This window comes from Actinokineospora sp. NPDC051303, from assembly GCF_055586285.1.
In genome coordinates, this window is the sequence record NZ_JBVJIN010000050.1 from 13,306 (window position 1) to 27,100 (window position 13,795).

Consider the following 13,795-nt stretch of genomic DNA (forward strand, 5'->3'; position numbering starts at 1 on the left):
CGGCGCCCCAGGCCCGGGACACCGCCGTTCGGAAAGCAACCGTCAGAGCGGTTTGCGACCCGTGATGAGCACGTTGTAGAACAGCTCGCGCGGCAGGATCTTGCGCAGCAGGCGCTCGTCCAGCCAGGTCAGCCGCTGCCAGGTGCGGAAGGCGAACATGCCCCAGCCGAACCCGAGCTTCTCCCGGGGAACGGCCGCCTCGAAAGTCCGCACCGGCCAGCCGAACAGGGCCGCGGCGAACTCCTCGGTGACCGCGCGCACCTCGGCCATGCCCGCGTCGCGGGCTGTGGCCTCCAGCGTGGCCGGGTCGAAGGTGTGGATGTCGACCACGGCCTCCAGCGCCGCGGCGCGCGAGGACTCGTCCAGCTCCTCCTGCGGCCTGCGCCACTGCCGCAGCGGGCCGAGCTTGGTCAGGTTCGTGGTGAGCCACCAGGTCGCCTGCCCCAGCTTGCGGGCGTAGCTGTCGCCGATCTTGGTCGGCTCGCCCGCGAAGACGAACCGGCCGCCCGGCTTGAGCACGCGGCGGATCTCGGCGAACGCGGCCGGGATGTCCGGGATGTGGTGCAGGACCGCGTGCCCCACGACCAGGTCGAAGCTGTCGTCGTCGTACGGGATGCGCTCGGCGTCGGCGACCCGGCCCTCGACGTCGAGCCCGAGGCTCTCGGCGTTGCGCAGCGCGACCTGGACCATGCCCGGGGACAGGTCGGTGACGAAGCCCTTCTTCGCGACCCCGCCCTGCATGAGGTTCAGCAGGAAGAAGCCGGTGCCGCTGCCCAACTCCATCGCGGTCTCATACGGCCAACCCTGCTCACCGGCGACTGTCTTGAACCGGCCAGTGGCGTAAGAGATGCAGCGTTCGTCGTAAGAGATCGACCACTTCTCGTCGTACGTTCCTGCTTCCCAGTCGTGATAGAGCACGTTCGCGAGCTTGGGGTCGGCGAACGCCGCCTCGACCTGCTCGGCGGTGGCGTGCGGGTTCGGCGTCGGATCAGCGGCCATCGAACTCAGCCTTCCCTGGGCCGTTCTCGATGAACGACCGCATTCCGGTGGTGCGGTCCTCGGTGGCGAACAGGGCCGCGAACAACGTCGTCTCCAACTTCAGCCCGCTGGCGAGGTCGTTGTCGAGCCCGCCGTCGATCGCGGCCTTCGCCGCGGCCAGAGCCCGCGACGCGCCTCGGGTGAACTGGCTCGCCCAGCGCTTCGCGGCCTCGTAGACATCATCGGGCGCGACGACCTCGTCCACCATCCCGAGGGAAAGCGCTTCCTCCGCCTTGACGAACCGTCCCGTGTAGACAAGGTCCTTGGCGCGGCTCGGGCCGATCAGCCGGGCCAGCCGCTGCGTGCCGCCCGCGCCGGGGATGATGCCGAGCAGGATCTCGGGCTGGCCGACCTTGGCGTTGTCGCCCGCGATCCGGCGGTCGCAGCACAGCGCGAGCTCGAACCCGCCGCCGAGCGCGAAACCGGTGACGGCCGCGACGGTCGGCTTGGGCAGGTTCGCCACTACCGAGAACGAGTTAGTCAGCTCGGGGGCGTAGTCCACGATGTCGTTGTAAGACATGGTGGCGAACTCTTTGACGTCCGCGCCCGCCGCGAACACCTTCGGTCCACCGTAGACGATCACGGCCTTGACGTCGGCGCGCGTGCCCGCCTCCTGCGCGGCCTCGCGCAGTTCGGCCTGCAGTTGCCGGTTGATCGCGTTCATCGGCGGCCGGTCAAGCCGGATCGTGCCGATGCCGTCCTCTACCTCAAGCCGAACGAACTCACCCACGGACATGCCTCCTACCGTGCCGATGCCATCGCCGAAGGTTACCTGCCGGTAGGAACCCTAGCCCCGGCGGCGGGCGAAGTATCGGTCGCCCGAACGCGTCAACTCCAGCTCCTGCCCGAACGTCGCCGACAGGTTCTCGCTGGTCAGCACATCGTCTATCAGACCCTGCGCGACTACCCCGCCGTCGGAAAGCAGCAACAGATGGGTGAACCCCGGCGGGATCTCCTCCACGTGGTGGGTGACCAGCACGGTCGCGGGCGCGTCCGGGTCCAGCGCCAGCTCGCTGAGCCGGGCCACCAGGTCCTCGCGCGCGCCGAGGTCGAGGCCAGCGGCGGGCTCGTCCAGCAGCAGCAGCTCCGGGTCGGTCATCAGCGCGCGGGCGATCAGCGTGCGCTTGCGCTCGCCCTCCGACAGCGTGCCGAACTCGCGGTCGGCCAGCGCCGCGATGCCCATCGCCTTGAGCAGCTCGCCCGCCCGGCCGGTGTCGAGCTGGTCGTACTCCTCGCGCCAGCGGCCGAGCACCGCGTACCCGGCGCTGACCACGACGTCGAGCACCTTCTCCGCGGGCGGCACCCGTCCGCCCAGCGCGGCGGTGGCGAAGCCGATCCGGGTGCGCAACTCGAACACGTCGACCCGGCCCATACGCTCACCGAGGACGTGCACGACGCCGGTCGTCGGATGCAACTCCGCCCCGGCGAGCCGCAGCAGGGTCGTCTTGCCCGCGCCGTTGCTGCCGAGAATCACCCAGCGCTCGTCGAGCTCGACGCTCCAGTTCACTTCTTTGAGCAGGTCGTTGGCGCCACGGCGGACTCCAACGTCCGTCATGCGCACCACCAGGTCATCGTGTGCGTCCGGTCCGGTGCTGGCCTGAGTCTGCGCGGTCACGGGCGCCATTCTGCCGTTGGCCCGCCGTGCGCTCGTGCCGACCCGTGCGGCCGTTTTCACCGGCGCGCCAGCCGACGGCGCACGACGCGGGGAGCGCACCGACATCACAGCGAGCCCGGCCAGATGAGGCACGCGGTCACGTCCCGGTCCGGCGGCGCCGGTCGGTCACGCTAAGCGACCAACCACCGGTTAGTGACAGCCAAATCGCCAGGTCACCGCGCATCTCTGTCTTCTCGTCACCCTGCGGATTTCCGGCGCCGGGCAAAAGCCGTCCGGCTGTCCCTCGCCCGGCTCCTCGATCGCGTGACTCCGCTAGGCCAGGATGGGGGTGTGTCGCACTCAGATCCACGTCCGCTGCCCGGTCACCCGTTTCCGCTCGGCGCACACCCGGAGGCAGGCGGGGTGCGCTTCGCCGTCGCGTCGTCGGTGGCCGACGCGGTCGAGCTGTGCCTCATCGCCGACGGCGACGACGGGCCGGTCGAGCAGCGCATCGAGCTGACCGAGCGGACCTTCGGCATCTGGCACAGCACCGTCCCGGGCGTGACCCCCGGGCAGCGCTACGGCTACCGCGTCCACGGCCCGTACGACACGTCCCGAGGCATCCGGTGCAACCCGGCGAAGCTCCTGGTCGACCCGTACGCCCGCCGGATCGCGGGCACGGTGTCGGACCTGGCCGCGACCCGCGGCTACCGGGGCGACCCGATGACCGGGGGCCCCTCGCGGATCGACTCGCTGGGCTCGGTGCCCCTGTCGGTCGTCACCTCGTTGGGCGGCCCCGACACGGGTCAGCGCCCCAACGTGCCGTTTGAAGAGACCGTGATCTACGAGTTGCACGTGCGCGGCTTCACCAAGCTGCACCCGGACGTGCCCAAGCACCTGCGCGGCACCTACCTCGGCTTGGCCCACCCCGCCGTGGTCGACTACCTGCTGCGACTCGGCGTCACGGCCGTGGAGCTGCTGCCGGTGCACACGTTCGCCGACGAGCCGCTGCTGCTGCGCTCGGGCAGGCACAACTACTGGGGGTATTCGACCCTGGGGTATCTCGCCCCGCACGCGGGCTACGCCTGTCGGCCCGGGCGCGAGGTGGAGGAGTTCCGCACGATGGTGGCCGCGCTGCACGCGGCCGGGATCGAGGTGATCCTCGATGTCGTCTACAACCACACCTGCGAGGGCGGGGTCGCGGGTCCGACGCTGTCGCTGCGCGGCCTGGACGCGCCCGCGTACTACTTGATCGACGACCGCGGGCACGACATCGACCTCACGGGCTGCGGCAACACTCTCGATCCTGGTTCGCCCACGGTGGTGCGGCTGGTGACCGATTCGATGCGCTATTTTGCCGCCGAGCTAGGTGTCGACGGGTTCCGCCTGGACTTGGCCAGCGCCCTGGGCAGGCCGGGCGGCGGCGGGTTCGACCCGAACGCGGCGCTGCTGACCGCGATCACCACGGATCCGCTGCTGTCGAACCGGAAATTGATCGCCGAGCCGTGGGACGCCACGGGCGAGGGCTACCGGGTGGGCGGGTTCGGCGTCCAGTGGGCCGAGTGGAACGGTCGTTTCCGCGACGGGGCCCGCGATTTCTGGCGCGGCGCCACCGGTCTCCGCGACCTCGCTTACCGCCTTTCCGGATCGTCCGATTTGTACGCGGCCAACGGCAGGCGCGCTTGGGCGTCGATCAATTTCGTGACCGCCCACGACGGTTTCACCTTGCGCGACCTGGTCTCTTACGACCACAAGCACAACCACGAGAACGGGGAGCACGGCGCGGACGGCACCAATGACAACCGCTCGTGGAACTGCGGCGTCGAGGGCGAGACCGGCGACCCGAAGGTGCTGGCCTTGCGCGACCGGCAGGCCCGCAACCTGCTGGGCACGCTGCTGTTGTCGACCGGCACCCCGATGATGACCGCGGGCGACGAGCGCTGGCGCACTCAGCATGGCAACAACAACCCGTATTGCCTGGACAACCAGACGTCCTGGGTGGACTGGAACGTGAGCAAGCGCAGCGAGGACCTGCTCGCGTTCACCCGCCGTCTGATCGCGTTGCGCGCCGATTCCCCGGCCCTGCGCCAACCGCTGTTCTTCGATGGCAGGCCCACCCGATCCGGTGAACCGGACCTGGTGTGGTTCCGTCCCGACGGCAGGCCGATGACCGAGGAAGACTGGTTTGACGAGTCCCGCCGCACGATCGGGATGTGGATCGACGGTTCGGAATGCCTCTCCCGCGACCGTGAGGGCGAGTTGGTCGCGGACGACTCCTGGCTGCTCGTCCTGCACGCGGGCGCCGATCAGGTCGAGGTCACCTTGCCCGGCGACCGTTACGCGGACCGGTTCATCCCGGTCCTCGACAGCGGCACCGCACGCGGAGTCCCCGAGGACGACGATCCGCTGCCCCCAGAAAAGCGAATAGTGCTCACCGGACGCACATTGCTGCTGTTGCGCGCTCCCCGTATCAGTACGTGAGACGACTGGAGGCGGTCAAACAGGCCGTGCCAGCATGGCGGTGTGACAAGGTCGTTGTTCTCGTGGCGCGACCGCACGATTGATCTCCACTTAGTGGCCTCGTGCGGCTGTACCGCCACGCGGTGTCTCGGCTCACCCCTCTTCTCGGCTTGAGCCGATTCGCCGCGTTCCGTTGTCGAAATAGGACACGAACGAGGAGCGAAAGTGACGGCTTCGACCACGAACCTGGACATCCACCCCCGACTCGACGTGCCGCTCCTGCGGTCGCTGCTCACCCCGCGCGATCCTCTGTGGACGCCGACCGAACTGCGTGACCTGACGTCGTCCGTGGTCGAGGAACTGCGCCCCAAACTCATCGAGACGGTGCGGTTCTCCAGCCCGCAGCGCTGGTGGACCCGGCTCGCCCTGACCGCGGAGGTCGAGGTGTGGCTGTTGTCGTGGCTCCCGGGCCAGGGCACCGCCCCTCACGATCATGGCGGCGCGTCGGGCGCGTTCACCGTGCTGCTCGGCGCTCTCGCGGAGACTTACCGCTACCCTTCCGGCCCGATCCGCAACCAGTTGCACGCCACCGGCGCGTCGCTCGGTTTTGGCCAGGGCCGCGCCCACCAGGTGCAGAACCTGTCGGCCACCCGGGCCGCGAGCGTGCACGCCTATTCGCCCCCGCTGGTCCCGACCCGCGAGTACGCCAGCCTGCGCGACGTCCCCGACGACATCCCCGCCCTACCGATCCCGAGGAGCATCCAGTGAGCGCCGTCGACGACCAACTGGAGCTGGCCCGCACCGAACTGGATCGCGTCGACCCCCTCCGCGCCAACCGTCTCCGCGAGGAGGGCGCGGTCTTCATCGACATCCGCCCCTTGGTCAACCGCGCCGAGGAAGGCGAGATCCCCGGCTCCATCCCCGTGGAACGCATCCACCTCGAATGGCGCCTGGACCCCCACGGCGACCACCGAATCGACGGCTTCACCGAACACAGCACCGTCATCGTCCTGTGCAACGAGGGCTACGCCTCCAGCTTCGCCGCCCGAGACCTCAAGCGGCTCGGCCTCCCCCACGCCACCGACCTGATCGGCGGCTTCCGAGCCTGGCAAGCAGCAGGCCTCCCCGTCCAGGACGGCGGCACACCCGCAATCCCGTAACCCGTCCCCTCCAACTCCCTTCCGTCGACCGAACCTGGCCGAGCAAACGCTTGCGCCCCGCCAGTCCGGTTCCTTCCACCCCACCCGTCGCATTCCCGTCACAACATCCGCGCGGACCGCTCGCAGCCCAGTGCGCCCGAAGACTCGCCCTCGGCAGCCCGCCACCCGTTTCCTGCGGCAACCACAACCGCTCACGGCCCCCACAACGCTCGCCATCAGCGGAGACAAACGCCGCGAAACAGCGGGGCGGTGGTGGTGCCGCCGCGAATGTCGGCGTACACGGCGGCGTCCAAGGCCGTGTTCGAGGTGTTCCACGAGACGACGCCGCTGGTCGAGGGACTGTCCATTGACGAGGCTTTCCTCGATGTAGGTGCCCCTCACCCCACACCAGTCGGCCAGCCAGCGACCGGTCAGTCGATTCGGTCAGCCACCCGGTCGGCCAGCCAGCGACCGGTCAGCGGATCGGTCAGCCAACCGATCGGCCAGCCAGCGGCCGTCAGCGGCCGTCAGCGGGTCGGCCAATCAGTCGGCCAGCCGGTCATCCAGCAGTCGGCCAATCAGTCGGTAAGCCAGCGGTCAACCAGCAGTCGGCCAGCGGTCGGCCAGTCGGCCAATCGCCAAGTAGTCGGCCAGTCGGTCAGCCAGCGACCGCCAAGTCCCGGACCGCGGTCACAAACTCGCGAATGAGCCCAGGATCCTTCACACCCCGGCTCACCTCCACACCACTCGACACGTCCACACCCCACGGCCGCGCCGCCCGCACCGCGTCCGCGACGTTGTCCGCCCGCAATCCGCCCGCCAACATCCACTTCCCGGTCGGCCGCACGCCGTCGAGCCTGGCTAAGTCCCACCGCTGCCCCGACCCCGCCACCGGCGAGTCCAGAAGCAACATGTCCTCGCCCCAGCCACCGGCCCGCACGTCGGTGCTCTCGCCCAAGGCAGTCGCCCGAATCAGCCGCACCGGCAAATCGGCCAACTCGGCGAACGCCTCCCGCGGATAGTCACCATGCAACTGAATGGCGCCGAGCCCCGCCGTCAGTGCTATCTCTCCGGCCCGACCAGCAGGTATCCCGCTGAACACGCCGACCGTCAACACCTCCGACGGCACCCCCGACGCGAGCCCCCTCGCCTCAGCGACCCCCACCCGCCGCACACTCTCGGCGAACACGAACCCCACAGCGTCGGCTCCCGCCGACACCGCCGCCGCCACATCAGCCGCCGACCGCAACCCGCAGACCTTCACGAACATAATCCGGACACTAACCCACCCCCTTCCCCCCACGACGCGTCAACGACGCCCACCCCAGCACCTCGCCCACCACTCTCTACCTCCAGTCCCTGCATAGTTCGGGCACCTTCCACTACGTAGCTCTAGCCCACCGGTCCACGGCTCCAGCCTCCGCTCCCTGGCACTACCCACCGCCCCTGCACTACCCAACCGCCCCCGCTACCCACCGGTCCTGGCACTACCCACCGGTCCCTGACATCAGCCCACCGGTCCCTGAGGCACTGGCTTACCGGCCCTAGCTCTAGCCACCAATCCCCAACTCCAGCCCAATCTGTCCCGGCCCCTATTACTCCCCGGCACCTAGCCCCACAGCTCCCCGGCTCCAGTCCAACCTGTCCCCGCTCCAGTCCAACCTGTCCCGGCTTCAGTCCCACCGTTCCCCGGCTTCAGCCCTCCCACTTCCCGGCTCATAGCCACTACCGAGGCAACTCCCCGAAGCAGCCCACCCGGCCCCGTTGCCCCTCCTACCGCCATCCGCTGTCTTGTCCGCCTCCCCGCTCCCCTGGCATTGGCCAAGCAGTTCAGCCAGCTATCAGCCCGCCTGCCCCGAGTCTCGCCTTCACCCCAGACCGCCTCCCCGAATGCCCGACCTCACCCAGCCACGATGTCCAAGGAACCGCCACACCAACTCCACCACCGCGTGATCACGGCAGGAATGGCATCCCTGAATCCAAGGCACGATCAGCTGTAACGCTTCGCCCGGGACGGACTGGCCACATGTTCGGCTCACGCCGCACACAGCAAACCGCCCACCGAAGTCGGTGCGGCTGGTGACCTGGCCGCCCAAGCGCTGGACCGTCGTGTAACGCCCACTGAAGTGCCACCCCACCGCCGACGGAACCGCGCGACCAGGCCGCGCGTCTGTCATCCGTGCGGGTCCTCCGAGTGTTGCGCCACCCTGTCCTCCTGCTGGCGATCGCGCCCGGCGCAGTGGCAGGCTTGGCGACGGGCTCGGTGACAGAAGCCGGACTAGGCGTCCTCGGCGCATTGACCGGCCTCCTGTCAGGTCTCCTTTCTCTCCAAATCGGCATGCTGGTCGGCGCACTGATCCTTGGCGCCCGAGTCCACAAAATCGTTATCGGCGTGGGTTCCCGCATCGCCGACTGGACAACCCCGCGGCGAGCCGTCGTATTGCGGGCGGTCCCACTCCTCCTTTCAGTCTCGGTCGGCCCAGGCAAAGCCCCCGCTCGGAAACGGATGTGGGGCTCGGCCCTATGCTCGGCTCTACTCGGATTGGCTTGCTCTGGCATTGCGACCACACTTGCCTTGACGTCGCCCGGCGGGTTCTCGATCGGTTTCGCCACCGCTTGCACCTTGACTGTCGTCCGCGCGCTCGTCCCGAAGAAAACCCCTGGTTCGACCTCGACTGGCTGGCTCTTGCTGAATCTGCCCAGACTGACCGGGGTCAGAGCGCAACAACTCGACGCCGCACCAATCGTCGGCCAAACCGTGGACGCGACCCAGGACGGGAAGTTGGACCTGGCCACCGAGTTGGCGACCCAACTCGCGGACTCCTACCCCAACCTCCGCACCGCCACCGCGGCACGCGTCTTGGTGCTCCAAGCCCAAGGGCGCTACGCGGAGGCCATGATGCTGGCCATGCCTCTTGCCGGAGACCGAGACCAGACGCCCCAGGAAGCGGCCGTATCGTTCGCCGCGCTGGCGGGACTCGCCTGCGCGACAGTCGAGGCCGGACAACTCGACCCGCAACTGGGATTGAACACCGCCGCACAAGCCCTGGAGAACGCGGAGACGCTGGGCTACCCGTCCTACAAGCTCAACGGCACGCTGGCCCTGCGCGAGCTGTTGCTGGGAAACACAGATCGAGCGATTTCCCTCGCACGGCTCTCGGCAGACTCATGCGATGACCGATTGGGCCGTGCCGACGACCTGGCGACCCTGGCGAGGGCCCACATGGCAGCAGGAGACAACCGGGCCGCCCGGGAGGCGATCGCCGAAGCGGAGAGAATCGTCCCCTGGTGGCCCCGCGTCGCCACGACTCGAAGCAGGCTCGATATCGCCTGATGTCGGTCCGGCGTAGTACTACTAGCCCCAACGTGGGCACGAGAGTGAACAGTGTCGCCCAGTGCATGTCACGCTCCAATCCAGTCGTCGCATCGGGGTGATCACAGTGGCGAAGCCGTGAACACCTGTTCGATAGTAGCGATACAAAGCCGGGCGTGAAGTGCAAAAACACATGTTCACTCGATCGTGCCACTTGGTCGAAAAACAGCGGGAACCGTGCCAACATCAATGGCATGACCCACTTCACCATCACATCCCTCGGCGCACCCCTCGAAGTTGGAGCGAGCCGCATGTCCGCCTTGCAGCGGACTATGACGGGCACGAGCAGGAGCGGATACTTCGGCCGCCCCGTGAAACCCGATACCGCATCCACGACCGTCGATAAGAGAGGTCCGACTATCAGACGCGGCGCCTGTGAAGGTTCTGGACTAGATAGCCGCCTCGGCGGTCAAGCCAAGAGCGCCGTTGATCTCCACTGTGGGCAATGGCGTGAGGCCGCGTGCCCACTCCAGCGAGACCGCGCCGCAGCGCCTACGGAATATCGAACGCATATTTCCCTTTGGCCGCGTCCACCATCGAGACGGAGGGCACGTGATCTCACTCCCGCCCTTCGCCTCCAGAGCTCGGACAGCGACCTCAGAGCCGCCATCCAGTTGGTCCTACCGGGCACACGACAAGCGCGCCGCCACACGTGCGGACGTGTGGCGGCGCGCTCTGCGGCTTCTCGTGAAGAAGCTGAGCAGTTAGGGAGTCAGGCGAGTACCACCTTGCCCAGCTCCGCAGGGGTGGCGAGAAGACCGTGTTTAGGCAGCACCCGGGCTGTCACTCCCAGCGCTCCCGCGTGCGGCAAGGGGATTTCCGCCGAGTAACGGTTTTCGGCCACCGGGTGCATCACGGCGGTGACGACGTCGCTCAGCTCGTCCGTGTCGCCGACTCGGCCGACCACTGCTTGGACTTGGACATCGGCCGGGTCGAGTCCGGCGAGGTCCACTGTGGCCTGGATGTGGACGCGGTCACCGATCACCGGTGTGTGGCCGTCGTCCAAGCCGAGTTCGCAGTCGATCACCCGGATGTGCGGCCACGCGCCTGCCAACCGGTTGCGGTACTCGGCGAGATCCTTGGCGACCCGGAAGTCGTCGGACTGGGCGAGCGCCCCTGCCGTGGCCGCGGGCGCGTAGGCCGACTCGACGTACTCGCGCACCATGCGGGACGCCTGCACCTGCGGGCCCAGTGAGGCCAGCGTGTGCCGAACCATCGACATCCACCGGACGGGCACGCCGCCGCTGTCCCGGTCGTAGTAGAGAGGAGCAACCTGTGACCCGAGCAGTTCGTAGAGCGCGGCCGCCTCCAGATCGTCCCGGCGGACCGGATCGTTGACGCCGTCGGCGGTGGGAATGGCCCACCCGTTGCTGCCGTCGTAGAACTCGTCCCACCATCCGTCCCGGATGGACAGATTGAGGCCACCGTTGAGGGCGGCTTTCATCCCGGACGTGCCGCACGCCTCAAGCGGGCGCATCGGGTTGTTGAGCCAGACGTCGCAGCCCCAGTAGAGATAGCGAGCCATGGACATGTCGTAGTCAGGGAGGAACACGATGCGGTGACGCACCTGCGGATCGTCGGCGAAGCGAACGATCTGCTGGATCAGTGCCTTGCCCCCGTCGTCCGCGGGGTGGGACTTGCCCGCGACCACGAGCTGGACCGGCCGCTCGGGGTGCAGCAGCAGGGCCCGCAGGCGGTCCGGATCGCGCAGCATCAGGGTGAGGCGCTTGTAGGTGGGGACGCGGCGGGCGAATCCGACAGTGAGCACGTCAGGGTCGAACACCGAGTCAGTCCAGCCCAGTTCCAGCGACGAGGCGCCCCGCTGGAGCCAGGCCGCGCGGACCCGGCGGCGCACCTCGCCCACCAGGCGCTCCCGCAGCCCACAGCGCAGTTCCCACAGCCGCGCGTCGGTGACCTGGGAACTGTCGTGTCCGTCCTCGCCCACCATCGCCTCGGGGTCGCCGACGATCGCGGTGATCTCCCGGGCGGCCCAGGTCGGCCCGTGCACGCCGTTCGTCACTGACGAGATCGGGACCTCGTCGGTGTCGAAACCGGGCCAGAGACCACCGAACATGCTGCGGCTGACGGCACCGTGGAGTTGGGAGACGCCATTGGCTCGTTGGGCGAGCCGCAGACCCATGTGGGCCATGTTGAACATGCCCGCGTTCTCCTCCGCGCCCAGCGCGAGAACACGACGGAGGTCGATGCCAGGAAGGAGGGTTCCATCGCCGAAGTAATGCTGCACGAGGTCTATCGGAAAGCGGTCGATGCCCGCGGGCACGGGGGTGTGGGTGGTGAACACCGTGCCCGCGCGCACGGCGGACAGGGCTTGGTCGAAGTCCAAGCCCTGACCGGACACCAGTTCGCGCAGCCGTTCGAGACCGAGGAAGCCCGCGTGGCCTTCATTGGTGTGGAACACCTCGGGCTGCGCTGTGCCGGTCAGCTCGCAGTAGGTGCGGACGGCTCGGACGCCGCCGATGCCCGCCAGGATCTCCTGGCGGATTCGGTGGTCCTGGTCGCCGCCGTACAGGCGGTCGGTGACGCTGCGAAGATCGTCGGAGTTCTCCTCGATGTCCGAGTCGAGCAGAAGCAGCGGCACGCGTCCGACCTGGGCTTTCCAGATCCGGGCGCGCAGCACCCGGCCGCCGGGCATGGCCACGTGCACCAGGATCGGGGCACCGGACGGCTCGGTGAGCGGTTCGAGCGGGAGGCCGTTCGGGTCGATCACCGGGTAGTGCTCGACCTGCCAGCCGTCGAGTGACAGCGACTGCCGGAAGTAGCCCGAGCGGTAGAGCAGGCCCACGCCGATCAGCGGCACACCCAGGTCTGAGGCGGCCTTGAGGTGGTCGCCCGCGAGGACGCCGAGGCCACCCGAGTAGTTGGGGAGGGCCTCGGTGACGCCGAACTCCATCGAGAAGTAGGCGATCGAACCCGGCATTCGGCTGCCGTTCAGTTCGCCCTCGCGGCGCTGGTACCACCGGGGCTCGCCGAGGTAGCGGCGCAGGTCGCCGGACACCTCGGCGACTCTGCCGAGGAATGCCTCGTCGCTTGCCAACCGCTCCAGCCGTTCGGCTGGCACCTCGGCGAGAAGGTGCAGCGGGTCGCCGCCGACCCGCTCCCAGATCTCACGGTCGACGGCGGCGAACAGGTCTTGGGTCGGCGGGTGCCACGTCCACCGCAGGTTGGTGGCGAGCGTGCCCAGATCGGCGAGCGGCTCGGGGAGCCCGGCGCGGACGGTGAATCGACGTACGGCTTTCACGGAGTCCGACCCTAGCGGGCAACCTGGATCGAGCAAGCCATCCGGCCGCCAAGCACCCAGCGTGGCGAGCCACCCACACCTCTCTCCGCTGGTCAGAGAGGGGTCGGCGCTCCGAAACAGGTCTGAATTCCGTCGGCGCGCCTGGCTCCCGACGGCAGGTCAGGGGCCGTCAGACGCCGTGGGCGGGCGGCTGACACCACTGGACCGGCGAGGTGCGGTGGACGGGCAGCCGCGATCGGATCAGCGACGTGCGGCAGCGACCGCGAGGGGGCTGGGGTTGGGGGCGGGTTGGGGCCGGGTTGGAGGGGTGAAGGTTCGAGGGGTGACGTTGAAGAGTCACGTTGAAGGGGTGGGTTGGAGTTGGTTGAAGGGGTGGGTTGGAGAGGAGAGGTTTGAGGATGGGCTTGGAGGGTGAGCTTGGAGCGAAGGCCGGGTTTGACGAGGTACGGCCCTTGGAGCGACCGCCAAGAACATGGTGAAGATGAGAGCGGTTGAGACGGAACCGGGGGCGATTTGAGGAAGTCGAGACGAAGGCGGGGACGACGTGAAGAAAGTTGAACGAAGGGGCGAGGCGACGTCGGGGATTTGGTGAGGGGTAGATCGGGTAAGGACGGGCGCCGTCGGGGTTGGGTGCCGGGGGAAGCGTGCGAACGGAACGAGCACGCAACGGCTGCAAGACGCGTCGGCGCGGGAGTGTGGAGGGCGGTGGGCTTGAGGAAGACGCGCACGCGAGTTCGGGGCAGGGGCACCCGTGGGCGTGGGGAGCGAGTGAGAAGAAGACGGCGCTCATGGGCACGAGGGCGAGGACTCGGCGCGACTACGCCTAGCCGGGAGCGCGGGAGCGCGGGAGCGCGGGAGCGCGGGAGCGCGGGAGCGCGGGAGCGCGGGAGCGCGGGAGCGCGGGAGCGCGGGAGCGCGGGAGCGCGGGAGCG

General features: G+C 68.6%; 9 protein-coding genes and 1 pseudogene. 5 read left to right on the plus strand and 5 right to left on the minus strand.

Annotation, left to right across the window (positions count from 1 at the left end; genetic code table 11):
* Nucleotides 1-42 precede the first annotated feature (42 nt).
* Genes ACZ6SD_RS27095 through ACZ6SD_RS27105 form a run of 3 tightly spaced genes read right to left on the minus strand, consistent with a single transcriptional unit; the run spans nucleotide 43 to nucleotide 2,662 of the window.
* The gene (locus ACZ6SD_RS27095; RefSeq protein WP_465319820.1) at nucleotides 43-999 is read right to left on the minus strand and encodes a class I SAM-dependent methyltransferase; all 957 of its coding nucleotides are present in this window, start codon (nucleotides 997-999) and stop codon (nucleotides 43-45) included.
* Entirely contained in the window at nucleotides 989-1,768 is a 780-nt protein-coding gene (locus ACZ6SD_RS27100; protein WP_465319821.1) for an enoyl-CoA hydratase/isomerase family protein, read from the minus strand. The genes ACZ6SD_RS27095 and ACZ6SD_RS27100 overlap by 11 nt, the downstream gene beginning before the upstream one ends.
* A 57-nt stretch (nucleotides 1,769-1,825) precedes the next feature.
* A complete protein-coding gene (locus tag ACZ6SD_RS27105; protein ID WP_465319822.1) occupies nucleotides 1,826-2,662 on the minus strand; it encodes an ABC transporter ATP-binding protein in 837 nt (278 codons plus the stop codon).
* A 321-nt stretch (nucleotides 2,663-2,983) separates the two neighbouring features.
* On the opposite strand from ACZ6SD_RS27105, the gene glgX reads away from it, so the two are divergent.
* From glgX to ACZ6SD_RS27125, 4 genes and pseudogenes are all read left to right on the plus strand, one after another.
* Nucleotides 2,984-5,113, plus strand: coding sequence for a glycogen debranching protein GlgX (gene glgX / locus ACZ6SD_RS27110; RefSeq protein WP_465319823.1), 2,130 nt, complete (start codon nucleotides 2,984-2,986; stop codon nucleotides 5,111-5,113).
* Between the two features lie 204 nt (nucleotides 5,114-5,317).
* Nucleotides 5,318-5,860, plus strand: a complete 543-nt coding sequence (locus ACZ6SD_RS27115) for a cysteine dioxygenase (protein ID WP_465319824.1) — start codon at nucleotides 5,318-5,320, stop codon at nucleotides 5,858-5,860.
* Nucleotides 5,857-6,252, plus strand: a complete 396-nt coding sequence (locus tag ACZ6SD_RS27120) for a rhodanese-like domain-containing protein (RefSeq protein ID WP_465319825.1) — start codon at nucleotides 5,857-5,859, stop codon at nucleotides 6,250-6,252. Before ACZ6SD_RS27115 ends, ACZ6SD_RS27120 begins: the two co-directional genes overlap by 4 nt.
* A 246-nt stretch (nucleotides 6,253-6,498) precedes the next feature.
* Nucleotides 6,499-6,624: pseudogene (locus tag ACZ6SD_RS27125) on the plus strand (Y-family DNA polymerase); the annotation flags it as partial.
* Nucleotides 6,625-6,889: 265 nt separating this feature from the next.
* Here ACZ6SD_RS27125 and ACZ6SD_RS27130 read toward each other — a convergent pair.
* Nucleotides 6,890-7,501: a phosphoribosylanthranilate isomerase gene (locus tag ACZ6SD_RS27130; protein WP_465319826.1), complete on the minus strand. Its 612-nt coding sequence runs from the start codon at nucleotides 7,499-7,501 to the stop codon at nucleotides 6,890-6,892.
* A 1,488-nt stretch (nucleotides 7,502-8,989) separates the two neighbouring features.
* Here ACZ6SD_RS27130 and ACZ6SD_RS27135 point away from each other — a divergent pair.
* A complete protein-coding gene (locus ACZ6SD_RS27135; protein ID WP_465319827.1) occupies nucleotides 8,990-9,565 on the plus strand; it encodes a hypothetical protein in 576 nt (191 codons plus the stop codon).
* A 751-nt stretch (nucleotides 9,566-10,316) separates the two neighbouring features.
* On the opposite strand, the gene glgP is transcribed toward ACZ6SD_RS27135, so the two are convergent.
* On the minus strand, nucleotides 10,317-12,863 hold the full coding sequence (gene glgP, locus ACZ6SD_RS27140; protein WP_465319828.1) for an alpha-glucan family phosphorylase: 2,547 nt from the start codon (nucleotides 12,861-12,863) through the stop codon (nucleotides 10,317-10,319).
* Between the last annotated feature and the right edge of the window lie 932 nt (nucleotides 12,864-13,795).